At 74.6% G+C, this 23,229-nt stretch carries 21 protein-coding genes and 1 pseudogene; 9 read left to right on the top strand and 13 right to left on the bottom strand.

The window, feature by feature from the left end; translation table 11 throughout:
* From IF43_RS0125495 to IF43_RS0125480, 4 genes and pseudogenes are all read right to left on the bottom strand, one after another.
* Positions 1 to 617, bottom strand: a pseudogene (locus tag IF43_RS0125495) (aspartate aminotransferase family protein); the annotation flags it as partial.
* A gap of 407 nt (positions 618 to 1,024) precedes the next feature.
* Entirely contained in the window at positions 1,025 to 3,520 is a 2,496-nt protein-coding gene (pepN, locus tag IF43_RS0125490) for an aminopeptidase N (protein WP_030204917.1), read from the bottom strand.
* A gap of 40 nt (positions 3,521 to 3,560) precedes the next feature.
* The gene (locus IF43_RS0125485; RefSeq protein WP_030204914.1) at positions 3,561 to 3,884 is read right to left on the bottom strand and encodes a chorismate mutase; all 324 of its coding nucleotides are present in this window, start codon (positions 3,882 to 3,884) and stop codon (positions 3,561 to 3,563) included.
* Between the two features lie 224 nt (positions 3,885 to 4,108).
* Positions 4,109 to 4,882 carry a serine protease gene (locus IF43_RS0125480; protein WP_030204911.1) on the bottom strand — a complete coding sequence of 258 codons (774 nt, stop codon included), beginning with the start codon at positions 4,880 to 4,882 and terminating at the stop codon, positions 4,109 to 4,111.
* 366 nt (positions 4,883 to 5,248) lie between these two features.
* Between IF43_RS0125480 and IF43_RS0125475 the strand changes: the two genes are divergently transcribed.
* Entirely contained in the window at positions 5,249 to 6,682 is a 1,434-nt protein-coding gene (locus IF43_RS0125475; RefSeq protein ID WP_030204908.1) for a family 2B encapsulin nanocompartment shell protein, read from the top strand.
* A 300-nt stretch (positions 6,683 to 6,982) separates the two neighbouring features.
* On the opposite strand, the gene IF43_RS0125470 is transcribed toward IF43_RS0125475, so the two are convergent.
* The gene (locus IF43_RS0125470; RefSeq protein WP_030204906.1) at positions 6,983 to 7,900 is read right to left on the bottom strand and encodes an SDR family oxidoreductase; all 918 of its coding nucleotides are present in this window, start codon (positions 7,898 to 7,900) and stop codon (positions 6,983 to 6,985) included.
* Entirely contained in the window at positions 7,890 to 8,711 is an 822-nt protein-coding gene (locus IF43_RS0125465) for an SDR family oxidoreductase (protein ID WP_051796103.1), read from the bottom strand. Before IF43_RS0125465 ends, IF43_RS0125470 begins: the two co-directional genes overlap by 11 nt.
* A gap of 56 nt (positions 8,712 to 8,767) precedes the next feature.
* Here IF43_RS0125465 and IF43_RS0125460 point away from each other — a divergent pair, with 56 nt between their 5' ends.
* Genes IF43_RS0125460 through IF43_RS0125440 form a run of 5 tightly spaced genes read left to right on the top strand, consistent with a single transcriptional unit; the run spans position 8,768 to position 13,194 of the window.
* Positions 8,768 to 9,526, top strand: a complete 759-nt coding sequence (locus IF43_RS0125460) for an enoyl-CoA hydratase family protein (protein ID WP_030204898.1) — start codon at positions 8,768 to 8,770, stop codon at positions 9,524 to 9,526.
* Positions 9,523 to 10,401 carry a CoA transferase subunit A gene (locus IF43_RS0125455; protein WP_030204891.1) on the top strand — a complete coding sequence of 293 codons (879 nt, stop codon included), beginning with the start codon at positions 9,523 to 9,525 and terminating at the stop codon, positions 10,399 to 10,401. The genes IF43_RS0125460 and IF43_RS0125455 overlap by 4 nt, the downstream gene beginning before the upstream one ends.
* A complete protein-coding gene (locus tag IF43_RS0125450) occupies positions 10,398 to 11,141 on the top strand; it encodes a CoA-transferase subunit beta (RefSeq protein ID WP_030204888.1) in 744 nt (247 codons plus the stop codon). Before IF43_RS0125455 ends, IF43_RS0125450 begins: the two co-directional genes overlap by 4 nt.
* Before the next feature lie 11 nt (positions 11,142 to 11,152).
* Positions 11,153 to 12,208, top strand: coding sequence for a nitronate monooxygenase family protein (locus tag IF43_RS0125445; RefSeq protein ID WP_030204883.1), 1,056 nt, complete (start codon positions 11,153 to 11,155; stop codon positions 12,206 to 12,208).
* Positions 12,209 to 12,267: 59 nt separating this feature from the next.
* A complete protein-coding gene (locus tag IF43_RS0125440) occupies positions 12,268 to 13,194 on the top strand; it encodes a tyrosine-protein phosphatase (RefSeq protein ID WP_234332534.1) in 927 nt (308 codons plus the stop codon).
* A 280-nt stretch (positions 13,195 to 13,474) separates the two neighbouring features.
* On the opposite strand, the gene IF43_RS0125435 is transcribed toward IF43_RS0125440, so the two are convergent.
* The 5 genes from IF43_RS0125435 to IF43_RS0125415 form a co-directional block, all read right to left on the bottom strand.
* Positions 13,475 to 15,349 carry a DEAD/DEAH box helicase gene (locus IF43_RS0125435; protein WP_078910442.1) on the bottom strand — a complete coding sequence of 625 codons (1,875 nt, stop codon included), beginning with the start codon at positions 15,347 to 15,349 and terminating at the stop codon, positions 13,475 to 13,477.
* A 137-nt stretch (positions 15,350 to 15,486) separates the two neighbouring features.
* Complete coding sequence (locus IF43_RS0125430) at positions 15,487 to 15,690, bottom strand: cold-shock protein (RefSeq protein ID WP_030204873.1); 204 nt, start codon at positions 15,688 to 15,690, stop codon at positions 15,487 to 15,489.
* Between the two features lie 183 nt (positions 15,691 to 15,873).
* Complete coding sequence (locus tag IF43_RS0125425) at positions 15,874 to 17,031, bottom strand: acetyl-CoA C-acetyltransferase (RefSeq protein WP_030204870.1); 1,158 nt, start codon at positions 17,029 to 17,031, stop codon at positions 15,874 to 15,876.
* 40 nt (positions 17,032 to 17,071) lie between these two features.
* Positions 17,072 to 17,680 carry a TetR/AcrR family transcriptional regulator gene (locus IF43_RS0125420; RefSeq protein WP_030204866.1) on the bottom strand — a complete coding sequence of 203 codons (609 nt, stop codon included), beginning with the start codon at positions 17,678 to 17,680 and terminating at the stop codon, positions 17,072 to 17,074.
* 21 nt (positions 17,681 to 17,701) lie between these two features.
* Positions 17,702 to 18,526, bottom strand: a complete 825-nt coding sequence (locus IF43_RS0125415; RefSeq protein WP_030204864.1) for an SDR family oxidoreductase — start codon at positions 18,524 to 18,526, stop codon at positions 17,702 to 17,704.
* Positions 18,527 to 18,608: 82 nt separating this feature from the next.
* Here IF43_RS0125415 and IF43_RS0125410 point away from each other — a divergent pair, with 82 nt between their 5' ends.
* Positions 18,609 to 19,754 (top strand): acyl-CoA dehydrogenase family protein, encoded by a 1,146-nt coding sequence (locus IF43_RS0125410; protein ID WP_030204862.1) that lies wholly within the window; start codon positions 18,609 to 18,611, stop codon positions 19,752 to 19,754.
* Complete coding sequence (locus IF43_RS0125405; RefSeq protein ID WP_030204861.1) at positions 19,754 to 20,710, top strand: acyl-CoA dehydrogenase family protein; 957 nt, start codon at positions 19,754 to 19,756, stop codon at positions 20,708 to 20,710. Before IF43_RS0125410 ends, IF43_RS0125405 begins: the two co-directional genes overlap by 1 nt.
* 347 nt (positions 20,711 to 21,057) lie before the next feature.
* On the opposite strand, the gene IF43_RS0125400 is transcribed toward IF43_RS0125405, so the two are convergent.
* Together IF43_RS0125400 and IF43_RS0125395 are read right to left on the bottom strand one after the other, a co-directional pair.
* A complete protein-coding gene (locus IF43_RS0125400; RefSeq protein ID WP_030204855.1) occupies positions 21,058 to 21,468 on the bottom strand; it encodes a DUF3224 domain-containing protein in 411 nt (136 codons plus the stop codon).
* Positions 21,469 to 21,582: 114 nt separating this feature from the next.
* Positions 21,583 to 22,548, bottom strand: coding sequence for a YafY family protein (locus IF43_RS0125395; protein WP_030204854.1), 966 nt, complete (start codon positions 22,546 to 22,548; stop codon positions 21,583 to 21,585).
* Between the two features lie 98 nt (positions 22,549 to 22,646).
* On the opposite strand from IF43_RS0125395, the gene IF43_RS0125390 reads away from it, so the two are divergent.
* Positions 22,647 to 23,225 (top strand): DUF664 domain-containing protein, encoded by a 579-nt coding sequence (locus IF43_RS0125390; RefSeq protein ID WP_078910441.1) that lies wholly within the window; start codon positions 22,647 to 22,649, stop codon positions 23,223 to 23,225.
* Positions 23,226 to 23,229 lie beyond the last annotated feature (4 nt).

The raw sequence follows: 23,229 nt of genomic DNA, 5'->3' as shown, positions 1-23,229 counted from the left end.
GTTGGGGTGGGGGTGGTTGGGGTGGGAGTGGTTGGTGTTGTTGCGGGGCCTGGGGTTGTGCCGGTGGGGGGTGCAGCTGCGGTTCTGGGGCCTGGGGCTGTGCGTGCGGCGGTGCGTTCGCGCGCAAGGAGGAGGGCGAGCTGGTTGGACTCGGTGCCGCCGGTGGTGACGAGGGCGTCGGGGGCGGGGGCCGTGGGGAACAGCTCGGCGGCGAGGGCCCGGGTGACGAGGGCTTCGAGGGCGGAGGCGGCGGGGGCCTGGTCCCAGGAGTCCAGGGAGGGGTTGAGGGCACTGGCGGCGAGGTCGGCTGCGGCGGCCAGGGCGAGGGGAGGCGTGTGCAGGTGCGCGAGGCAGTACGGCTCGGCGGGGTCGGCCGAGCCGGCGGCGACGACCCGGGTCAGGGTGGCGAGGGCCTCCTCGGCGCCGGTTCCGTGCCCAGGGAGTACGTCGCCCAGCGCGTCGGCGAGGTCACGCGCGACGCGCTCGGGGCCGCCCGGCGGGAGGGGGCCGCCGCGCTCCCGTGCACCGGCTTCGAGGGCCGTGAGGACGGTGTCCACGAGGGGGCGCAGTGCGGCGGGTCCGGCTGCGCCGCCGGCGAGCGGGGGGAGCGCGGGCATGCGGTGTCCTCCCTGGGCGTCTGGGCGGGGGCGGGGACTCGCCCCCGGTCAGCCCAACGAGCCCGACCCGCCGGTGGTAACCCTCGACGCCGCGCCGGCGTGTCGCCGTACCGCCTTGGTGTGTAACCCCGTCGGCCCTCGACACGTCGCCCGGCGTCGGGGTCAGCCCGCTTCGGGGGCCGCCCCGTGGTGTGTGGGTCCCCTCGGCGCTTGACCCGCAGGGCCTGCCGCCGGACCAGCCTGCCCTACCGCCTCAAGCACCTCCCCCACACACCACGGGGCGGCCAACTCCCTTGATTTCGTGCACCCGGGTCGGGCTGAGACCGTCGGCGGGCCCGTCGCTGCGCGGTGCCGGCAGGGCTGGTCGGCCAGCCCCGCCGGCGTCGGCGGCCCGGGGGCCGGAGGGGTCAGGAGCGGACCCGGAGGGCGCGGGTGAGGTCGTCGAGCTGGTCGGCGAGCTTGCGGCGGAGGGCGGGGGTGACCTCGTCGGAGTCGAGGGCGGCGTGGCCGGCGGCGAGGAAGTCGGCGTCGACCGTGTGGAAGGGGAACGCGTCGCGGCCGGCGGCCAGGGCCATGGCGGGGCCGCGGCGGGCGGAGAGGGCGATGGCGTCGGGGTGGTAGCGGGCGGTGTACTCCTGGGTGAGGTCGGCCTGCTCGGGCTGCCAGAAGCCCTGGGCGGTGGCGGTGAAGAGGTAGTTGGAGAGGGTGTCGTCGCCGAACATGGACTGCCAGGCGGCGGCCTTGGCCTCGGGGGTGGGGAGGGCGGCCCGGCAGCGGGCGGCGCCTTCCTGGCCGGTGGCGGTCGGGTCGGCGGCGAGTTCGGTGGCGATCTCGGGTTCGCCGACGGCGCCGAGGACGGCGAGCCGGGTGAGGATGCGCCAGCGCAGTTCGGGGTCGAGCTCGGGCCCGCCGGGCACCGTGCCGTCGGCGAGCCAGGCGGCGACGGTGTCGGGCTGGGTGGCGGCGTCGATGTAGGACCGTACGGCGATCAGGCGCAGGCCGGGGTCCTCGCCGCCCTCGGTGCGGCGGATGAGGGCGCGGGCGACGGAGGTGACGAGGGCGAGTGCGCCGGGTCGGTCCGCGGGCGGCAGGTAGCGGTCGGCGATCTGGTGGCGGGCGAAGCCGAGGACGGCCTGCACGATGGCGAGGTCGGTCTCCTCGGGCAGGTGCGCGTGGGCGGTCTCCAGGTAGGCGGCGGGTTCGAGTTCGCCGTCGCGGACCATGTCGCGCAGGGCGTTCCAGATGACGGCGCGGGTGAGTGCGTCGGGGACGGTCGACAGGCTCCGCAGGGCGGCCTCTTCGGAGGCGTCGTCGAACCGGACCTTGGCGTAGCTGAGGTCGCCGTCGTTGAGCAGGAGCAGGGCGGGGCGGGGGCCGGCGGCGGAGACGACCTCGTCGGTGGGGAGGTCGAGGGGGAGGCGTTCGCGCAGGTCGAGGCGGCCGTCGGGGGTGCGGTCGTAGAGGCCGGCGAGGACGTGGTGGGGCCGGCTGCCGGTGCGGTCGACGGTGAGGGTCCAGCCGCCGGGGCTGGTACGGACGTCGGGGGCGAGGGTGTCGACGCCGGTGGTGCGCAGCCAGGTGTCGGCCCAGGCGTGGACGTCGCGGTCGGTGGAGGCGGCGAGGGAGTCGACGAAGTCGGCGAGGGAGGCGTTGGCGAACTTGTGGCGGCTGAAGTGGAGGTTGATGCCGGCCAGGAAGTCCTTCTCGCCGAGCCAGGCGACGAGCTGGCGCAGGGCGGAGGCGCCCTTGGCGTAGGAGATGCCGTCGAAGTTGAGGAGGGCGGAGGCGGTGTCGGGGACGGCCTCGGGGTCGGGGGCGACGGGGTGGGTGGTGGGGCGCTGGTCGGCGTCGTAGCCCCAGGCCTTGCGCTGGACGCCGAAGTCGGTCCAGGTGTCGGTGAAGCGGGTGGCTTCGGTGAGGGTCTGGTAGCCCATGAACTCGGCGAAGGACTCGTTGAGCCAGATGTCGTCCCACCAGCGGAGGGTGACGAGGTCGCCGAACCACATGTGGGCCATTTCGTGGGCGATGACCATGGCGCGGGTCTGGCGTTCGGTGTCGGTGACGGCGGAGCGGTAGATGAATTCGTCGCGGAAGGTGACGAGGCCGGGGTTCTCCATGGCGCCGGCGTTGAACTCGGGGACGAAGGCCTGGTCGTAGGAGTCGAACGGGTAGGGCTCGGAGAACTTCTCGTGGTAGCGGTCGTAGCAGGCGCGGGTGATGTCGAGGAGTTCGTCGGCGTCGGCGTCCATGTGGGCGGCCAGGGAGCGGCGGCAGTGGATGCCGAAGGGCAGGCCGGCGTGTTCGGTGCGGATGCTGTGCCAGGGGCCGGCTGCGACGGCGACGAGGTAGGTGGAGATGAGGGGGGTGGGGGCGGCGGTCCAGACGGCGGCGCCGTCGGCGCGGTGGCCGGTGCGTTCGGTGACGCCGTTGGCGAGGACGGTCCAGTCGGCGGGGGCGGTGATCTCCAGGTCGAAGACGGCCTTGAGGTCGGGCTGGTCGAAGGCGGCGTAGACGCGCTGGACGTCGTCGAGGAAGAGCTGGGTGTAGAGGTAGGTCTCGCCGTCCGCGGGGTCGGTGAAGCGGTGCATGCCCTCGCCGGTGCGCGAGTAGCGCATGGCGGTCTCGACGCGCAGTTCGTGGCTGCCGGCGGTCAGGCCGGTGAGGGGGAGCCGGTTGTCGTCGAGGGTGGCCGGATCGAGCGGGTGGCCGTCGAGGGTGACCGAGCGCAGTTCGTCCGGTTTCAGCTCCACGAAGGTGTCACCGGCTGCTTTGGCGGTGAACCGGATGGTGGTGGTGGAGTCGAAGGTGTCGTCGCCCCTGGTGAGGTCGAGGGCGATGGCGTAGTGCTGGACGTCGAGGAGGGCGGCTCGGGTCTGCGCTTCGTTGCGCGTCAGTGCGGACATGGGCCCATGCTGCCCGACGGGCCCCGTCCGACCTAGGGGTCTACTCTTCGCCCGCAGCGATCGTCTCGTGGTGGCGGATGACCTCGGCGATGATGAAGTTGAGGAGTTTCTCCGCGAACGCGGGGTCGAGCTTGGCGTTCTCGGCGAGCTCGCGCAGGCGGGCGATCTGGCTGGCCTCGCGGGCCGGGTCGGCGGGGGGCAGGTGGTGCTTGGCCTTGAGGAAGCCGACCTGCTGGGTGCACTTGAACCGTTCGGCGAGCATGTGGACGACGGCTGCGTCGATGTTGTCGATGCTGTCGCGCAGCCGGGCCAGGTCGGCGCGGACGTCCTCGTCGATGGGGGTGGCCTTGTCGCTGGTGCTCATGGTGGGTGAGCTTACGTGGGTGGCGGCGGATGATCACTGCTCGGCCGCACAGTGAGACGGTGCGGGGGGGGGTGGGTGGCCGGATGCGGACCCGTACGGCGGTGGCGTCGGCGATCGCAACCGCGCCGCGTCCGTCCGGCCGGTGTGCGCGGTGGCCGGACGGACGGGGGCCCGGGTGCGTGGGGGCCGGGCCCGGGGCGTGGGTGGGACGGGTGCGGGGCCGGTTACAGGCCGGCCGCGGCGGACCGGATCGCGGTGGCGAAGGTGGACACCTCGGTGTAGACGCCGGGGTAGCCGGCGCGGGCGCAGCCCTCGCCCCAGCTGGTGATGCCGACCTGGATCCAGGCGCCGGCGTTGTCGCGGCGGAACATGGGGCCGCCGGAGTCGCCCTGGCAGGTGTCGACGCCGCCGGTGTCGAGGCGGCCGGCGCAGATCTCCTCGCCCTGGATCAGGGAGCTGCCGTAGGCGCCGGCGCAGGCGGCGTCGGAGACGAAGGGGACGTCGGCCTTGAGGAGGTAGCGCTGCTGCGCGCCGCCTTCTCGGGTGGCGCCCCAGCCGGCGACGGTGAAGGTGCCGTTGTTGTAGGCGGTGGTGTCGGCGATCTTGAGGGTCGGGAGGTTGATGGGGCGGGCGAGTTTGATGAGGGCCCAGTCCTTGCCGTTGCCGTCGTAGCCGGGGGCCTGGAGGACGTAGGTGGAGCGGACCTTGATGGCGCTGGGGCTGTTGAGGTCGACGACGCCGGCGGTGGCGGTGATGGAGGTGTTGGCCCCGGTGCGGCTGACGCAGTGGGCGGCGGTGAGGACGATCTGCTGGGTGTAGAGGGCGCCGCCGCAGCCCATGGAGAGGCGGACCATCCAGGGGAATTCGCCCTGTGCGGCGCGGACACCGCCGACGACGGGCTGGGGTGCGGCCTGGGCGGCGCCGGCGGGCTGGAGGCTGAGGGCGGCCAGGGCGACGGCGCCCGCGGCGAGGGTGCGCTGGAGCAGGCGGCGGGCCAGCGAGGCGCGGGGGTGCGCGGCGGGGATGCGTGGAGTCTTCAACACACTGCCTTTCGTGGGGGGTTGGGCTGTGCGTGGTCGGTCCCGGGGAGGACCGACAGACTGACGCGTCCATGTCACAACTCGGACCGCGGTGCGGCAAGAGGGCGTTTCGGCCACCGCTGCAGGGCGACATCGGCGGGGCCGCGTCGGGGCGGCACCGCGCGGAGGCTGGGGCTGCCGCACGGAGGCTGGGGCGCGCACGGCGCGCGACGGCGCGCGGGAACGGGCCCGCACTGCCACACGTCCGCGTACCTGCGAATCCCATCGGCACGGGTGCGCTACTTCTGGATACGCAAGGTGACTGACCGCCACAAGGAGTAACGCATGTCCGTCGACACCGCGGCCGCCGCCGCAGCCGCAGGCGCGGAAGCCCACCGGATCCAACTCAGCCTCAGTACCGCGGCCGCCCGCAACCTGGCCACCACGACCAAGTCCGAACCCCAGATGCAGGGCATCAGTTCGCGCTGGCTGCTGCGCAAGCTGCCCTGGGTGCACACCCCCGGCGGCGCCTACCGGGTCAACCGCCGCCTGTCGTACGTGGTCGGCGACGGCCGGGTGACCTTCGTCAAGAGCGGCTCCCGGGTCCAGGTGATCCCGGCCGAGCTCGCCGAGCTCCCGCTGCTGCGCGGCTTCGACGACCCGACCGCGCTCGGCGCGCTGGCGGAGCGGTTCGTCCAGCAGGAGTTCGAGCCCGGCCAGGTCATCGTGGAGGCGGGCCGCCCGGCCGACCACGTCTACCTCGTCGCGCACGGCAAGATCGAGAAGGTCGGCCCGGGCCCGTACGGGGAGGAGGCCGTCCTGGGCCGCTTGGGCGACGGCGACACCTTCGGCGGCCACGCCCTGGCCGGCTCGAACGGCACCACCTGGGACTTCACCGCCCGGGCCGCCACCGCCGTGACCCTGCTGACGCTGCCCGAGACGGCGTACCAGGCGGTCGCGGAGCAGTACGAGGGGCTGCGCGCGCACGTCTCCCGGACGCGCGACACCAGCAGCCAGAACGGCCACAAGACCAACAAGGCGGGCGAGAAGGCCATCGAGCTGAGCGCCGGCCACGTCGGCGAGGCCCTGCTGCCCGGTGCGTTCGCGGACTACGAGCTCACGCCGCGCGAGTACGAGCTGAGCGTGGCCCAGACGGTGCTCAAGGTCCACACCCGCGTCGCCGACCTCTACAACCAGCCGATGAACCAGACCGAGCAGCAGCTGCGGCTGACGATCCAGGAGCTGCGCGAGCTCCAGGAGCACGAGCTGGTCAACAACGCCGAGTTCGGGCTCCTCAACAACGCCGACTACGACCAGCGCATCCAGACCCACTCGGGCCCGCCCACCCCCGACGACCTGGACGACCTGATCTCGATGCGGCGCGGCACGCAGTACCTGTTCGCCCACCCCAAGGCCATCGCCGCCTTCGGCAAGGAGTGCAACAAGCGCGGTCTGACCCTCGGCCACGTGGACGTGGACGGCCACCACATCCCTGCCTGGCGGGGCGTCCCGATCCTGCCCTGCGGCAAGATCCCGATCTCGGAGGCGCACTGCTCCTCGATCATCGCGGTGCGCACGGGCGAGGACAACGAGGGCCTCATCGGCCTGTACCAGACGGGACTGCCGGACGAGGTGGAGCCGGGCCTGAACGTGCGGTTCATGGGCATCGACGAGCGGGCGATCATCTCGTACCTGGTCACCGCGTACTACTCCGCCGCCATCCTCGTGCCCGACGCCGTCGGGGTCCTGGAGAACGTCGAGGTCCGCCCGCGCGCCTGAGCACGCGGGGGACCGCCCCCTCTTTTTGCCTTGCTGTCACGCCTTGCTTGTGGAGTCCGCCCTTCGCGCCGGCGGCGGAGCGCGGGGTGGCGGACCGCGTCCGTTAGGGAATTTGACGGAAAGACACCTACTCGACGGTTCGAATCGTGCACCGGGTGGGTAGTAACCCGGTGTCGCGTGAGTCGGTGTTCGGGCCCGACCTCCCCGCCAGGAGGCCGGGCCCGTTCCGTGTCCGGAAACCGGGCGCCGCACCGGCCCCGGAGGGGTCGCGGGCCCGGGTCCCGCGGTGCCGGCGGGTGTTCAGCCCGCCCCGTAGACCGGCCGCGGCGTCTCGCCCTCGGCCAGCAGCTTCTGCGCCGCCTCCCCCGCCTCGGCGGGGGTCCAGCGGGCGCCCTTGTCGGCGGTGGGGCCGGGCCGCCAGCCCTCCATGACGGTGATGCGCCCGGCCTCGGCCTCGAAGATCCGGCCGGTGACCCCGGCGCAGGCCGCCGAGCCCAGCCACACCACCAGCGGGGAGACGTTCTCGGGGGCCATCGCGTCGAAGCCGCCCGCGGCCGGCGCGGCCATCGTCTCGGCGAAGGTCCGCTCCGTCATGCGGGTACGGGCGGCCGGGGCGAGGGCGTTGACCTGGACGCCGTACCGCTCCAGCTCGGCGGCGGCGACCAGGGTCAGGCCGACGATGCCGGCCTTGGCGGCGCTGTAGTTGGCCTGGCCCACGGAGCCGAGCAGGCCCGCGCCGGAGCTGGTGTTGACCACGCGGGCCACCGGCGTGCGGCCGGCCTTGGCCTCGGCGCGCCAGTGGGCGGCGGCGTACTTCAGGGGCAGGAAGTGGCCCTTGAGGTGGACGCGCATGACCGCGTCCCAGTCGTGCTCGTCGAGGTTGACCAGCATCTTGTCGCGCAGGAAGCCGGCGTTGTTGACGAGGGTGTCCAGGCGTCCGTACGCGGTCACCGCGGCCCGGACCAGGGAGGCGGCGCCCTCGGCGGTGGCGATGTCGCCGCCGTGGGCGAGGGCGCGGCCGCCGGCCGCCTCGATCTCGTCGACGACCTGGACCGCCGGGCTGTCGGGCCCCGGCCGGCCGTCGAGGCCGACGCCCAGGTCGTTGACGACCACGGACGCGCCCTCGGCGGCGAAGGCGAGGGCGTGCGCCCGGCCCAGGCCGCGGCCGGCGCCGGTGACGACCACGACCCGGCCCTCGCAGATCCCCTTACTGCTCATCTCGGTTCTCCTTGTCGACGGTGGCCTTGCCGGCACCGGGCTCGTCGGCGCCCGGCCGGTTGGCGGTGGCGGCGGCCAGGAACGCGGGGCGCTCCCCGCCGCCGTGGAGGAGGAGGCTGGCACCGCTGATGTAGGCGGCCCGGTCGGAGGCGAGGAAGACGGCGGCCTCCCCCACCTCGCGCGGTTCGGCGAGGCGGCCGAGCGGCACGGTGCCGCCGACGGCGGCGACACCCCGCTCGTCGCCGTAGTGCAGACGGGTGAGCTCGGTGCGGACCATGCCCAGCACGAGCGTGTTCACCCGTACTTCGGGCGCCCATTCGACGGCCATCGAGCGGGCCAGGTTCTCCAGGCCCGCCTTGGCGGCGCCGTAGGCGGCGGTGCCCGGGGAGGGTCGGGTGCCGCTGACGCTGCCGACCATCACGAGGGAGCCGCGGGCGGCGCGCAGGTGCGGGTGGGCCGCCAGGGAGGCGGTCAGCGGGGCGAGCAGGTTGAGTTCGAGGACGCGCGCGTGGCGGGCCGGGCCGCCTTCGGCGAGCGGGCGGTAGGGGGTGCCGCCGGCGTTGTTGACCAGGCAGTCCAGGCGGCCGTACCGGGTGGCGACGGAGTCGAAGAAGGCCTCGACGGCGGCGCCGTCGCGCAGGTCGAGGGGGATGAACCCGGCCTTTCCGGCCGGGGTTTCGATGGGGTGCTCCGGTGGTCTGCGGGCGCACAGGACGACCTGTGCGCCCGCGTCGAGGAACGCCCTGGCGATGCCCGCTCCGACGCCGCGGGTTCCGCCGGTGACGACCGCGACCCTCCCGTCCAGCTCCATGGGCTGCTACCTTCCACACCTAACAAATGTTTGGTGGAAAGGTAGCTGATCCTCTCATGGGTGTCTCCACCTCCCGCCCGGACAAGGGCGTCGCCGTCGTCACCGTCGACTTCCCACCCGTCAACGCGCTGCCCGTACGGGGCTGGTACGAACTCGCCGACGCCCTGCGCGCGGCCGGCCGCGACCCCGAGACCCGGTGCGTCGTCCTGGCCGCGGCCGGCCGCGGCTTCAACGCCGGGGTCGACATCAAGGAGATGCAGCGCGACGCCGGGCACGGGGCGCTGCTCGGGGCCAACCGCGGCTGCGCCGAGGCCTTCGCCGCGGTCTACGAGTGCGAGGTGCCGGTGGTGGCCGCCGTACAGGGCTTCTGCCTCGGCGGCGGCATCGGCCTGGTGGGCAACGCGGACGCGATCGTGGCCGCCGAGGACGCCGTCTTCGGCCTCCCGGAACTGGACCGCGGCGCCCTCGGCGCCGCCACGCACCTGGCCCGGCTGGTCCCCCAGCACCTGATGCGCGCCCTGTACTACACCTCGCGCACCGCCACCGCCGCCGAGCTGCACGCCCACGGCTCGGTGTGGAAGGTCGTGCCGGGCGCGGAGCTGGCGGCCGCCGCCCTGGAGCTGGCCGCCGAGATCGCGGCCAAGGACGGCACGCTCATCCGACTGGCCAAGGCCGCGATCAACGGCATCGACCCGGTGGACGTGCGCCGCAGCTACCGCTTCGAGCAGGGCTTCACCTTCGAGGCCGACCTCAGCGGGGTGGCCGACCGGGTGCGCAGCACCTTCGGCAGCGAGCGGACGGAGGCGTCGTCGTGACCGACAAGACCATGACCCCCGACGAGGTCGTCGGGCGGCTGCACAGCGGGATGACCCTCGGGATCGGCGGCTGGGGGTCGCGGCGCAAGCCCATGGCGCTGGTCCGGGCGCTGCTGCGCTCCGACGTCACCGACCTGACCGTGGTCTCGTACGGCGGCCCGGACGTGGGCCTGCTGGCGGCCGCGGGCCGGATCCGGCGGCTCGTCGCACCCTTCGCCACGCTCGACTCGGTCCCGTTGGAGCCGCACTTCCGGGCGGCCCGCGAGCGGGGGGCCTTCGAGCTGACGGAACTCGACGAGGCGATGTTCATGTGGGGCCTGCACGCGGCCGCGAACCGGCTGCCGTTCATGCCGGTGCGGGCGGGCCTGGGCTCGGGGGTGATGGAGGTCAACCCCGGGCTGCGGACGGTGGTGTCGCCGTACGAGGACGGCGAGGAGCTGGTCGCCGTACCCGCGCTGCGGATGGACGCGGCGCTGGTCCACCTCAACCGGGCCGACCGGCTCGGGAACGGACAGTACCTGGGCCCGGACCCGTACTTCGACGACCTGTTCTGCGAGGCCGCCGACCGGGCGTACCTCTCCTGCGAGCAGCTGGTGGAGACCGCGGCGCTCACCAAGGACGCACCGCCGCAGATGCTGCTGGTCGGCCGGCACTGCGTCACCGGGGTCGTGGAGACCCCGAACGGGGCGCACTTCACGTCCTGCGTGCCCGACTACGGGCGCGACGAGGCCTTCCAGAAGCTGTACGCGAGCACGCCGTGGGAGGAGTTCGCGGCCCGCTTCCTGGCCGGCCGCAGCGAGTACGACTACCAGCGGGCCGTCGCCGACTGGCGCGCGGAACGGACGGCGGGGCGGGCCACGGAGGGACGGCGATGAGCACCTCGACGAGCACCACCCGGGCCGAGTACTGCGTGATCGCCTGCGCCGAGGCCTGGCGGGACGACGGCGAGGTACTGGCCAGCCCGATGGGCCTGGTCCCCTCGATCGGCGCGCGGCTGGCCCGCCGCACCTTCTCCCCCGACCTGCTGCTGACCGACGGCGAGGCCACGCTGGTCCGTGACGACGGCACGGCCGAGGGCTGGCTGCCCTACCGCAAGCACCTGACGACGGTGACCGGCGGGCGCCGGCACGTGATGATGGGCGCCTCCCAGATCGACCGCCACGGCAACCAGAACATCTCCTGCATCGGGGACTGGGCCCGGCCGTCCCGGCAGTTGCTGGGGGTGCGCGGGGCGCCGGTCAACACCCTCAACAACCCGGTCAGTTACTGGATCCCCCGGCATTCGACCCGGGTCTTCGTCGAGCGCGTGGACATGGTCTCGGGCGTGGGGTACGACCGGGCGGCGGCGGCCGGGCCGTCGGCGAGCCGGTTCCACCGCATCCCCCGGGTGGTGTCGAACCTCGGCGTCTTCGACTTCGCGACCCCGGACCGGTCGATGCGGCTCGCCTCCCTGCACCCGGGCGTGACGGTCGAGGAGGTGCGGGCCGCGACCGGGTTCGTGCTCACCGTGCCGGCGGACGTGCCGTACACGCGGGAGCCGACCGCGGCCGAACTGCGGCTGATCCGCGAGGAGCTCGACCCGGCCGGGGCGCGGGACCGGGAGGTGCCGGCGTGACCGCCCCCGTGATCGGGACCGCCCTGACCGAGCTCGTGGGGGTGCGCCACCCGATCGTGCAGACCGGCATGGGGTGGGTGGCCGGCCCGCGGCTGGTCTCGGCGGCCGCGAACGCGGGCGCGCTGGGCATCCTCGCCTCGGCGACCATGACCCTCGACCAGCTGCGCTCGGCGGTGCGGGAGGTGAGGTCGCGGACCGCGGAACCGTTCGGGGTGAACCTGCGGGCGGACGCCGGGGACGCCGCCGAGCGGGTGGAGCTGCTGATCTCCGAGGGCGTGCGGGTGGCGTCGTTCGCGCTGGCGCCCTCCCGCGAGCTGATCCTGCGGCTGAAGGACGCGGGCGTGGTCGTGGTCCCCTCCGTCGGGGCCCGCCGGCACGCCGAGAAGGTGGCCGCCTGGGGCGCGGACGCGGTGATCGTGCAGGGCGGGGAGGGCGGCGGGCACACCGGCGACGTGGCGACCACGGTGCTGCTGCCGCAGGTGGTGGACGCCGTGGACATCCCCGTCGTGGCCGCCGGCGGCTTCCACGACGGGCGCGGGCTGGTCGCGGCCCTGGCGTACGGGGCGGCCGGGGTGGCGATGGGCACCCGGTTCCTGCTGACCTCCGACTCCACCGTCCCCGACCCGGTCAAGGCCCGCTACCTGGCGGCCTCCGTCAAGGACGTCACGGTCACCACGGCCGTGGACGGGCTGCCGCACCGGATGCTGCGCACCCCGCTGGTGGACTCGCTGGAGCGGGCCGGCCGGATCCGGCGGCTGGCCCGCGCGGTGCGGCACGCGGCCGGCTTCAAGGAGCTCTCGGGCCTGAGCTGGTCGCGGATGCTGCGCGACGGGCTGGCCATGAAACACGGCAAGGACCTGTCCTGGAGCCAGGTCCTGCTCGCCGCGAACACCCCCATGCTCCTCAAGGCGTCCATGGTCGAGGGCCGTACGGACCTCGGGGTCATGGCATCGGGCCAGGTAGCGGGCGTGATCGAGGACCTTCCGTCGTGTGCGGAACTCGTCGCCCGGGTCATGGCCGAGGCACACCAGGTACTGGACCGGCTCCCAAGGAGTGCACAGGTATGAACGGCACCAGCCGTACGCGCGGCGCGCGTGGATCGATGGAGAACCGAAGGGCCCGGAGCGTGCGACGGGCACGGCTGCTGGCGGCCGGAGCCCTGGTCTCCGCGCTCGCCGCGGGGGCCCTGCCGGCGGCGGCCACCGCCGCACCGGCCCCGGCCGCCGCCCGCCACCCCCACGGGGTGCACGCGGTGGCGGAGACCATCCGGCAGATACCGCTCCAGGGCGCGGTCAACGTCCGCGACCTGGGCGGCTACTGGACCTACACCGGAGGCCAGGTGCGCACGGGCCTGGTGTACCGGGCCGACGCCCTCGGCAAGCTGACCCCGGCCGACGTGGACACCCTCGCCGGGCTGCGGCTGACCAAGGCGGTGGACTTCCGCATCCCGCTGGAGGTCCAGTACGACGGCGCCGACCGGTTGCCGGCCGGGCTCGCGACGACCTCGCGGCCGGTCAGCGACCTCGGCCTGTACGGCATGCTGCTGACGGCCATCGGCAGCGGGGACCCCGTCAAGCAGGAGCAGATGCTCGGCGGGGGCAGGGCGGAGGCCTTCATGCGGGACGTCTACCGCACCTTCGTGACCGACCCCGCCGACCGGGCGCAGTTCGCGGCGACGCTGCGGGACGTCGCCGACGGCGCGCAGGGTCCGCTGCTGTACCACTGCACGTCGGGCAAGGACCGCACCGGCTGGCTGAGCTACGTGCTGCTGCGGGCGCTGGGGGTGCCGGTGTCCTCGGCCGAGCGGGACTACCTGGCGTCCAACACCTTCCGGGCGGCGTACGACGCCCGGGTCCGGGACGGGCTCAGGCAGTCGGGGCGGATGCAGAACCCCGACCTGCTGATCCCGCTCCAGGAGGTCCGCCAGGACTACCTGGACGCGGCCACGTCGCGGATGGAGGCGGACTACGGCAGCTTCTACGGCTACCTGACCCGGGGCCTCGGCCTGGACGTGCCGACGCTGACCCGCCTCCAGTCGAAACTGGTCCGCTAGCCGGCGGGAGTTGCGGGGTGGCCCCTCCCCCGCCCCGCCCCTTCCCGAAACCGGGACTCCGCCCCGGACCCGCGCCTCGAACGCCGGCGGGGCCGGAGTCACCCGGGGCGGGGCGGTTCCAGCCCGCGCGGCGATTGAGCGCACCCGACGCGGAGCGCCGGGCCGGGGGTCCGAGGCGGAGTCCCGGGGAACGGTGGAAGGGCGGGTAGGGGACCGGCCCCGCAGGGCACGTGCGCGGTCACGCACCGGCGCCGGGACAGGCACCGGCGCCGGGCGCCGGTCAGGCGCCGGCGCGCCCCGTGCCGGAGCGACGGCGCGACGCGCCGGACCGGCCCCGCGAGGACCCGCCCCCGGCACGCCCGCCGGAAGCCTGCGCCGCGCCGCGGCCACCGTCGGAGCCGGAGGCCTTCGCAGCGGCCCGGCCGGAACCGGCGGCCCGGCCGGAACCGGCGACCCGCCCGGAACCCTGCCCGGCACCCGACGCCTGCGCGCCACCGCGACCGGCACCCCGACCCGCCCCCTGGGCCGGGGCGGCACCGCGCCCGGAGCCCTGGGCCGCGGCGGCGGAGTCGGCCGCGGCCGCGCGGCCGCGGCCGGAGCCGGAGCCGTCGCCCCCGCGCCCCCGCCGGGACCGACGCTGGCCACCGCCACCGGAGGCGGCCTTCGCCGGCGCCTGGGCCGGCGCCGGGACCTCGATGGTGACCGGCACGCCCGAGGGCTCACGCGCCCCCGTGAGCTCCGCCAGCTCCGCGTCCGACGACTTCACCCGCGCCTCGGCGGGCGTGATGCCCGCGTCCGCCATCAGCCGGGACATCTCCCGCCGCTGCTCGGGCAGGACGAGCGTGACCACCCGCCCCGACTCCCCGGCGCGGGCGGTGCGGCCGCCGCGGTGCAGGTAGTCCTTGTGGTCCACGGGCGGGTCGACGTTCACGACCAGGTCGAGGTCGTCGATGTGGATGCCGCGCGCCGCCACGTTCGTGGCGATGAGGGCCGTGATCTCGCCGGTCCGGAACCAGTCCAGCGTGCGGTTGCGCTGCGGCTGCGAACGCCCGCCGTGCAGCCCGGAGGCCCGGACGCCGCTGGCGAGCAGCCGCTTGACCGTCCGGTCCACGGACCGCTTCGTGTCCAGGAACATGATCACGCGGCCGTCGCGGGCGGCGATGCGCGTGGTGACCGCCTTCTTGTCCGTCTCGTCGAGGACGTGCAGGAGGTGGTGCTCCATGGTGGTGACCGCGCCGGCCGAGGGGTCGACCGAGTGCGTGACCGGATCGACGAGGAAGTCCCGGACGAGCCGGTCCACGTTCTTGTCCAGGGTCGCGGAGAACAGCATCCGCTGGCCGTCCGGCTCGACCTGCCTGAGCAGCGCGGTGACCTGCGGCAGGAAGCCCATGTCGGTCATCTGGTCGGCCTCGTCGAGCACGGTGATCGAGACCCGCGCCAGCGTGCAGTCGCCCCGGTCGATCAGGTCCTTCAGCCGGCCCGGGGTGGCCACCAGCACTTCGGCGCCGCGGGCGAGGGCGTTGGCCTGCCGGTTGATCGACATGCCGCCCACGACCGTGGCGATGCGCAGCCGCAGGGCCGTCGCGTACGGGGTGAGCGCGTCCGTGACCTGCTGTGCGAGCTCCCGGGTCGGTACGAGGACCAGCGCGAGCGGGGCCTTGGACTCGGCGCGGCGGCCGGCGGTGCGGACGAGGGTCGCGAGTCCGAACGCCAGGGTCTTGCCGGAGCCGGTGCGGCCGCGGCCGAGCAGGTCGCGGCCGGCAAGGGAGTTCGGCAGGGTCGCGGCCTGGATCGGGAAGGGTGCGGTGACGCCCTGGTCGGCCAGGGTCTTCAGCAGGGCCTCGGGCAGGTCCAGGTCCTCGAAGGCGGCGACCGGCGGGAGCGCCGGGGTCAGCGTCTCGGGCAGGGCGAAGTCCTGCGGGCGGGCGGGGTTGCCGGCGCCGCCGCCGTTCTTCTTCGCACCCTTCTTCGCGCCGTTCTTGGCACCGCTCCTGGCGTTGCCCTTGGCGCCCTGGGCGGTGCCCTGGGCCGCGGCCCTGGCGGCGCCCTTCGGCGCGGCGCCGCGGCCGCGGGCGGAGCCGCCCGCCCCGCCGGAGCGGCGGCCGGACCGGGAGTCGGTGGTGGGTGCGGAACTGGCGGAACTGGAGCTGGTCATGCGGAAGCGCCCTCCTGGACCTGGTGTGACAGCACGAGCCGGGGCCCGCACCTGACGGTGCGGGCCCCGGTTGTCGCGACGATGCGTGCGGGCGCGTGGGAACGCGTCAGGACACGTCGGTACGCGTCGGCCTGGAATCAGGCGGGGAGGATGTTCTCCGCCTGCGGGCCCTTCTGGCCCTGGGTGACGTCGAAGGTCACGGCCTGGCCCTCCTGGAGCTCACGGAAGCCCTGGGTGGCGATGTTCGAGTAGTGGGCGAAGACGTCGGGGCCGCCGCCGTCCTGCGCGATGAAGCCGAAGCCCTTTTCCGAGTTGAACCACTTCACGATGCCGGTGGCCATAATTTTCTCCTGATAGGTAGAGGGCGCCCATCCGGAGATGCCGGAAACAATAAAAGCGCCTGCGGATCATTCCCGTCAGGCGCACATAAAGTTCATGGGTACCACAACTGCAACACCTCGACGTTAGCACATCCCCGGGCGAGGGGGTCGGGACGGCCGGATCCCGCCGCCCCGACCGGGTGGTTACAGCCGCTCGATGACGGTGACGTTCGCCTGGCCGCCGCCCTCGCACATGGTCTGCAGGCCGTACCGGCCGCCGGTGCGCTCGAGCTCGTGCAGGAGGGTGGTCATGAGCTTCACGCCGGTGGCGCCCAGCGGGTGCCCCAGCGCGATGGCGCCGCCGTTGACGTTGACCTTCGCCGGGTCGGCGCCGGTCTCCTTGAGCCAGGCCAGCACGACGGGGGCGAAGGCCTCGTTGATCTCGACCAGGTCGATGTCGTCGAGGGTCATGCCGGTCTTCTTCAGCGCGTACGCGGTCGCGGGTATGGGGGCCGAGAGCATCCGGACGGGGTCCTCACCGCGCACCGAGAGGTGGTGGATGCGGGCGCGCGGTGTCAGGCCGTGCTCGGCCACCGCCCGCTCGGAGGCGATCAGCATGGCCGCGGCCCCGTCGGAGACCTGGGAGGAGCAGGCGGCGGTGATGGTGCCGCCTTCCAGGACGGGGTGCAGGGCCGCCATCCGTTCCAGGGTGGTGTCCCGGCGCGGGCCCTCGTCGGTGGTGACGTCCCCGTACGGGACCAGCTCGCGGTCGAAGCGGCCCTCGTCGATGGCCTGGACCGCGCGCTGGTGGGAGCGCAGGGCGAACTCCTCCATGGCGCGGCGGGAGATGCCCCATTTCTCGGCGATGAGCTGGGCGCCGTGGAACTGGTTGACGGGCGCGTCCCCGTAGCGGGCCCGCCAGCCCTCGCTGCCGAGGTAGGGGCCCTGGGTCAGGCCGAGCGGCTCGGCGGCCTGCCGGGAGGCGAAGGCTATGGGGATCATGGACATGTTCTGGGTGCCGCCCGCGACGACGAGGTCCTGGGTGCCGGACAGCACACCCTGGGCGGCGAAGTGGACGGCCTGCTGGGAGGAGCCGCACTGGCGGTCGATCGTGACGCCCGGCACCTCCTCGGGCAGCCCCGCGGCCAGCCAGGCGGTGCGCGCGATGTCCCCGGCCTGCGGGCCGACGGTGTCGAGGCAGCCGAAGACCACGTCCTCGACGGCTGCCGGGTCGATGCCCGTGCGTGCGACGAGGGCCTTGAGGACGTGGGCGCCCAGGTCGGCCGGGTGGACCGCGGCCAGCCCTCCCTTGCGGCGGCCCACCGGGGTGCGGAGCGCGTCGACGATGTAGGCCTCGGGCATGGCGGGGCTCCTTCGGGACGGGCGCGCGGGCGCGCCGGGGCTACGTACGGACGGCGATCCCGTCCAGCACCATCGACAGGTACTGGCGGGCGATCTCCTCGGGGCTGTGCCGGCCGCCCGGCCGGTACCAGGACGCGGCCACCCACACGGTGTCGCGGACGAACCGGTAGGCGAGCCGGATGTCGAGGTCGGGGCGGAACGCGCCGCTGGCGACGCCCCGCTCCAGCGTGCCGAGCCAGGCCTCCTCGAACTTGACCTGGGAGTCGCTCAGGTACTGGAAGCGGGGCTGGTCGGCGAGGTGGCGGGACTCCTTCTGGTAGATGGCGACGGCGGCTCGGTGCCGGTCGATCTCGCGGAAGGACTCGGTGACGAGGGCCTCGATGGTCTCGCGGGGGCCGAGGCCGGAGGCGAGGACGGCGTCGTAGCCCTCCCAGAGCTCGCCCAGGAAGGTGGAGAGGATCTCGTCGAGCATCGATTCCTTGGAATCGAAGTGGTAGTAGAGGCTGCCGGCGAGCATCCCCGCCTCGTCGGCGATCTTGCGGACGGTGGTGGCGTTGTAGCCGTGCGCGGCGAACACCTCGGCGGCGGTGCCGAGGAGTTCGCGCCGGCGCTCGGGCGAGGGGGTCACGTGGGTCTTCTTCGTGGGCACAGGGCCATTCTCGTCCCTCGGCTAAGGGTGCCGGCTGCTCACCGAGACCGTCTCGCCGGTCATGTACGAGCTGTAGCCGCTGGCCAGGAACACGATGACGTTGGCGACCTCCCACGGCTCGGCGTGGCGGCCGTAGGCCTCGCGGGCGGTGAGCTCGGCCAGCAGTTCGGGGGTGGTGACCTTCACCAGGTGCGGGTGCATGGCGAGGCTGGGGGCGACGGCGTTGATCCGCACCCCGAACTCGGCGGCCTCCAGGGCCGCACAGCGGGTGAGGGCCATGACCCCGGCCTTGGCGGCGGCGTAGTGGGCCTGGCCGGCCTGGGCGCGCCAGCCGATGACGGAGGCGTTGTTGACGATCACTCCGCCGCGGGGGTCACCGGCCGCGCGGGCGGCCCGGAAGGCGCGCAGGGCGGCGCGGGTGCAGCGGAAGGTGCCGTTCAGCGTGACGTCGAGGACCTTCGTCCACTGCTCGTCGGTCATGTCGGCCAGGGGTGCGGTGCCGCCCAGGCCGGCGTTGTTGACGACGAGGTCGAGGCGGCCGTGGCGTTCCTCGGCGTACGAGAACAGGGCCTGGACCTGGGCCTCCTCGGTGACGTCGCAGGCGAGGCCGGTCACCTTGCCGGGGCCGAACTCGGCGGCGAGGACGGCCTCGGTCTCCTTGAGGCGGCGGGGGTGGGCGTCGCTGACGACCACGCTCGCGCCCTCCTCGAGGAAGCGGCGGGCGGTGGCGCCGCCGATGCCGGCTCCGGCGGCGGCGGTGATGACGGCGGTACGGCCGGCGAGGAGGCCGTGCCCGGGTACGTACGCGGCGTGGGTGGCGCCGCCGCCGCTCTCGACGCTGCTCATGGCCGTACGTTAACCTGCCAAACGCTTGTTAGGGAAGCGCGCGGAGCACGGCCGCCGGAGCGGCCGGGGAGGGGAGCCGCAGATGGACCTCGCGCACACACCCTCGGAGGAGGCCTTCCGGGCCGAGGCCCGCGCCTGGCTGGCCGCGCACGTGCCCGCACGGCCGCTGCCCTCGCTGGAGACGGCGGAGGGCTTCGCCGCCCACCGCGAGTGGGAGGCCGAACTGGCCGCGGACCGCTGGTCGGTGGTGTCCTGGCCGGAGGAGTTCGGCGGGCGGGGCGTGGACGTCTTCCACTGGCTGGTCTTCGAGGAGGAGTACTACGCCGCCGGGGCACCCGGCCGGGTCGCGCAGAACGGCGTCAACCTGCTCGCCCCGACCCTCTTCGACCACGGCACGCCCGAGCAGCGGGCCCGGGTCCTGCCGGCCATGGCGCGCGGCGAGGTGGTCTGGGCGCAGGCCTGGTCCGAGCCGGAGGCGGGCTCGGACCTGGCGGCCCTGACCTCCCGGGCCGAACGCACCGACGGCGGCTGGCTCCTGTCGGGGCAGAAGACCTGGTCCTCGCGGGCCGCCTTCGCTGACCGGGCCTTCGGCATCTTCCGGACCGACCCGGCGGCGCCCCGGCCCCACCAGGGCCTGACGTACCTGATGTTCGACCTGCGCGCGCCCGGGGTGAGCGTGCGGCCCATCGGGCGGCTGGACGGCAAGCCGGCCTTCGCGGAGCTGTTCCTCGACCGGGTCTTCGTCCCCGACGCGGACGTGGTCGGGGAGCCCGGCCAGGGCTGGCGGATCGCGATGTCGACCACGGGGAACGAGCGGGGGCTGATGCTGCGTTCACCGGGCCGGTTCCTGGCGGCCGCGGACCGGCTGGTGCGGCTGTGGCGGTCGGTCGGCGACCCGGCGGACCCGGCCCTGCGGGACCGGGTGGCCGACGCGGTCGCAGGGGCGCGGGCGTACCAGCTGTACACGTGGGCGGCGGCCTCGCGGTTCGCGGCGGGGTCCGGGGTCGGGGCGGAGTCGAGCCTGAACAAGGTGTTCTGGTCGGAGCTGGACATCGCCCTGCACGAGACGGCGTGGGACCTGCTGGGCGCGGACGGCGAGCTGGCGGACTCGGAGTGGGCCGAGGGGTACGTCTTCTCGCTCGCCGGTCCGATCTACGCGGGCACCAACGAGATCCAGCGCGACATCATCGCCGAGCGGCTGCTCGGCCTTCCGAAGGGCCGCCGCTGATGCGATTCCTGCCGACCGCGGAGCAGGGCGACTTCGCGCGCTCGCTGCGCGCACTGCTGGCCGCCGCCGACGTGCCGGCGGCGGCCCGGGCCTGGGCGGCCGGGGACCACGCGCCGGGGCGGGCGCTGTGGGCCGGGCTCGGGGAGCTGGGGGTCTTCGCCCTCGCCGTGCCCGAGGCCCACGACGGGGTGGGCGTCCTGCCGGTGGAGCTGGCGACGGCGTTCGTGGAACTGGGCCGCGCCGGGGCGCCGGGGCCCCTGGTGGAGACGGCGTCGGCCGCGGTGCTGCTCGGGGAGCACGGGCCCGCGGCGGGGGCGGGGAAGCGCTGGCTGCCGGGCGTGGCGGCGGGCGGGACGGTGCTGGCGCTGGCCGGGCCCGGTTCGCCGTACGCGCTGGACGCGGACGCGGCGGACGCGGTGCTGGCGGTGTCGGAGACCGGTGAGCTGGTGGCGGCGGTCGGGCACGGGGTCGTACGGGCCTCGGCCGACCCGGCGCGGCGGTTGGCGGCCCCGGTCACGGGGGGCGGCGAACGGCTCGGCGCGGTGCCCGCGTCGTGGTGGCGCTGGCCGGCCCTGCTGACCGCCGCGCAGGCGCTCGGGGTGGGCGAGGCGCTGCTCGCGCGCACGGTGGAGTACGTCGGGCAGCGCACCCAGTTCGGGGCGCCGGTCGGTTCCTTCCAGGCGGTCAAGCACCGGCTCGCGGACACGCTGGTGGCGCTGGAGTTCGCCCGGCCGCTGGTGTTCGGTGCGGCGGTGACGCTGGCGGAGCGGGACGTGGCGGCCGCGAAGCTGGCGGCGGGCGAGGCGGCGTACCGGGCCGCGCGCACCGCGCTCCAGCTGCACGGCGCGATCGGCTACACCGAGGAGCTCGACCTCGCGCTGTGGCTGCGCAAGGCCCGCCCGCTGCGTACGGCGTGGGGCGCCCCGGCCGACTGCCGGGCACGACTGCTGGCCTGAGCGGTCCGGGCCCGTCTCCGGGCCCGTCTCCGGGCCCGTCTCCGGGCCTGTCTGCCCCACCGCCTCAGGCGCCTCCCCCCACACCCCACGCGGCGGCCCCGGGCACCGGGCAGGCCCCCGCACCCCCGTGGCGGGGGCCTGCCCCGTACCGCACCCGCCCCCGGACCGGTGGTCCGGGCCGGGGCCCGCGCGCCGGGCGGCGCCTCGCCGACGCGCGGTCCGCGACGGCGGGCCGCAGCGGTCCGCGGGACGGGACGTCCGGCGAGCCCCCCGCGCCCGCCGGGCGTCCCGCACCGCGGACCGGTGCCGGGTGGCCGGAGCGGTCGCCCCGGCCCGGGACCGGACCGTCAGCCCAGCCCGTACTCGAACCACACCCGGTGGGTGCCATCGTCGTCGACGGCCAGGCCGCCCGTCCCGGTGATGCCGGCGAGCTCGCCCGTACCGCTGCCGGGCACGATGACGAAGAATTCCGCCTCGCGGCTGCCGCCGTCGCGGGTGGTGGCGCAGTGGGCGTAGTTGAACGCCCCCTTGCGGCCGGCCACTTCGCCCTCGAAGGACTCCATGGCGACGTACGTGCCGGTACCGGTTGCCTGGTCGTAGGCGGCCGTGAACAGCGTGGCCGAGCGGCCGGTGATCTCCCCCTGGTAGTGCTTCTCCAGACGGGAGACGCCCACGGGCACGGCCGTCTCGATCGCGGGTTCCGGTGCGGTGTCGGTGGGCACGAAGCTCGCCACCTCGAAGGTTCCCTCAGCTCTCATGCGCCCCAACGTAGCCGGGGCCACTGACAATTGCCCTGACCTGCGGTTCCGTGCCGCGGACAGTCCCGTGCGGGTGCCGGGCGCGGCGGGGTCCAACGAGGCGCCGGGGCAGGGCTACACGGGTGCGTCGCCGGCCGCGGCGAGCAGGCGACGGCCGAGCACGTGCGCTGCGCGCCGCACCTCCTCGCCGTCCAGGATGCGGAACGGCACCGGCAGGGCGGCGAGTTGCTCGGCGTACCAGCGGGGGTTGCTCGTGGTGCCGACCAGCCGGCAGGTCGCGCCGTCCACCGGCTCCAGGCGGCCCAGGGTCCGCGGCACGTACGGGGCCACCGCGTCGAGCGGGGCCTCGACCACGACCTCGGCGGCGTACTCCCAGCCGGCCGCGAGGTGCTCTTCGAGCACGGCGACGGGGTCGAGTCCGGCCGGCGGCTCGAAGTCCTCGTCGAGCACCTCGACGGCCCCGATCCGGTCGACCCGGTAGGCCCGGCGCCCTTCCGAGGTGTGCGACCAGCACAGCAGGTACCAGCGGCCGTGCCGTACGACGACCGCCCACGGGTCGACCCGTACGTCCCGCTCGCGGCCGGCCCCGGAGCGGTAGGCCAGGCGCACCCGGCGGCGGTCCGAGCACGCGCCCACCAGCTCGGTCGTCGTGCCGGGGTCGGGCCGGGCGGCGGCGCGGTCGGGCGCCGGGGCGGCGGTCCGGCGGACGGCGTCGGCCTGCGCGGCGACCCGCTCCGGCAGCGCGCGCACGATCTTGCCGAGCGCACTGCCCACGGGGCCGGTGGTGTCGTTCGCGTCGTGGTGGCCGTCGAGGACCGCCATGACCAGGCAGAGCGCCTCGGTCGCGCTGAAGGTCAGCGGCGGCAGCCGCAGCCCGCGGCCCAGGCGGTAGCCGCCGTACGGCCCGCGGAACGACTCGACCGGGATGCCGGCCTCCCGCAGGATGCCGACGTACCGCCGGGCCGCCCGCTCCGAGACGCCCAACTTCCCGGCGAGCCGGTCGGCGGTGATGCCCGGGACGGACTGGAGGAGTTCGAGCGTCATCAGCGCCCGTGCGGTGGGGCTCGTGTCGCGGTCCATGCGGCGCCCCCTCCCGGCGTGTCCGGCTATGGCCGGTCCCCCGGCTCCCGACGTGTTCCGGACGTGGAACGTCCGGAACGGAGCCTAGCGTGGCGCCCATGACCGACGACACCGTCCCCGTCCCCGTCCCCTCCCTCTTCCCCATGCCCCCGGCCGAGCCGTCGTCGACGGCCGGCGAGGTCGAGATGCTCCTGTTCGCGCTCGACCGGTCCCGTGCCCAGTTCGCCTGGAAGTGCGGCGGCCTGGACGCGGCCGCGCTGAACCGGCCGCACCCGCCCTCGGCGTTGACCCTGGGCGGTCTCCTCAAGCACATGGCGCTCGTCGAGGAGCGGTACGCCGTCGACTTCACGGGCGAGGCGCCCGGGCCGCCGCTGGACGTGCCCGAGGCGGTCTCGGACCCGCAGTGGGTGTGGCGCAGCGCGGCCGACGAGACCCCCGAGGAGCTCTACGGGCTGTGGCGCGGGGCGGCCGGGCGCTCCCGGGCCGCGATGGTGAGGGCCCTGGCCGACGGAGGCCTCGACCGGCCGGCCGCGTACACGGCCTGGGCGGACGGCACGCCGGTGAACCTGCGGCGGATCGTGGTGGACCTGCACGACGAGTACGCCCGGCACGTCGGCCACGCCGACCTGCTGCGCGAGGCCGTCGACGGCCTCGTGGGCGAGGATCCGCCGCGGTGACGGC

The sequence above is a fragment of the Streptomyces sp. NRRL S-87 genome, assembly GCF_000719335.1.
Lineage (GTDB): Bacteria > Actinomycetota > Actinomycetes > Streptomycetales > Streptomycetaceae > Streptomyces.
Note: the sequence above shows the minus strand (reverse complement) of the source record. Positions and strands in the feature narration are given on the sequence as shown.

Excerpts from the sequence above, each read along its gene's own strand:
- pepN (WP_030204917.1), bottom strand. The coding sequence starts at position 3,520 with ATGTCCGCACTGACGCGCAACGAAGCGCAGACCCGAGCCGCCCTCCTC.
- IF43_RS0125485 (WP_030204914.1), bottom strand. The coding sequence starts at position 3,884 with ATGAGCACCAGCGACAAGGCCACCCCCATCGACGAGGACGTCCGCGCC.
- IF43_RS0125475 (WP_030204908.1), top strand. The coding sequence starts at position 5,249 with ATGTCCGTCGACACCGCGGCCGCCGCCGCAGCCGCAGGCGCGGAAGCC.
- IF43_RS0125470 (WP_030204906.1), bottom strand. The coding sequence starts at position 7,900 with ATGAGCAGTAAGGGGATCTGCGAGGGCCGGGTCGTGGTCGTCACCGGC.
- IF43_RS0125465 (WP_051796103.1), bottom strand. The coding sequence starts at position 8,711 with ATGGAGCTGGACGGGAGGGTCGCGGTCGTCACCGGCGGAACCCGCGGC.
- IF43_RS0125460 (WP_030204898.1), top strand. The coding sequence starts at position 8,768 with ATGGGTGTCTCCACCTCCCGCCCGGACAAGGGCGTCGCCGTCGTCACC.
- IF43_RS0125450 (WP_030204888.1), top strand. The coding sequence starts at position 10,398 with ATGAGCACCTCGACGAGCACCACCCGGGCCGAGTACTGCGTGATCGCC.
- IF43_RS0125435 (WP_078910442.1), bottom strand. The coding sequence starts at position 15,349 with ATGACCAGCTCCAGTTCCGCCAGTTCCGCACCCACCACCGACTCCCGG.
- IF43_RS0125430 (WP_030204873.1), bottom strand. The coding sequence starts at position 15,690 with ATGGCCACCGGCATCGTGAAGTGGTTCAACTCGGAAAAGGGCTTCGGC.
- IF43_RS0125425 (WP_030204870.1), bottom strand. The coding sequence starts at position 17,031 with ATGCCCGAGGCCTACATCGTCGACGCGCTCCGCACCCCGGTGGGCCGC.
- IF43_RS0125415 (WP_030204864.1), bottom strand. The coding sequence starts at position 18,526 with ATGAGCAGCGTCGAGAGCGGCGGCGGCGCCACCCACGCCGCGTACGTA.
- IF43_RS0125410 (WP_030204862.1), top strand. The coding sequence starts at position 18,609 with ATGGACCTCGCGCACACACCCTCGGAGGAGGCCTTCCGGGCCGAGGCC.
- IF43_RS0125405 (WP_030204861.1), top strand. The coding sequence starts at position 19,754 with ATGCGATTCCTGCCGACCGCGGAGCAGGGCGACTTCGCGCGCTCGCTG.
- IF43_RS0125400 (WP_030204855.1), bottom strand. The coding sequence starts at position 21,468 with ATGAGAGCTGAGGGAACCTTCGAGGTGGCGAGCTTCGTGCCCACCGAC.
- IF43_RS0125395 (WP_030204854.1), bottom strand. The coding sequence starts at position 22,548 with ATGGACCGCGACACGAGCCCCACCGCACGGGCGCTGATGACGCTCGAA.
- IF43_RS0125390 (WP_078910441.1), top strand. The coding sequence starts at position 22,647 with ATGACCGACGACACCGTCCCCGTCCCCGTCCCCTCCCTCTTCCCCATG.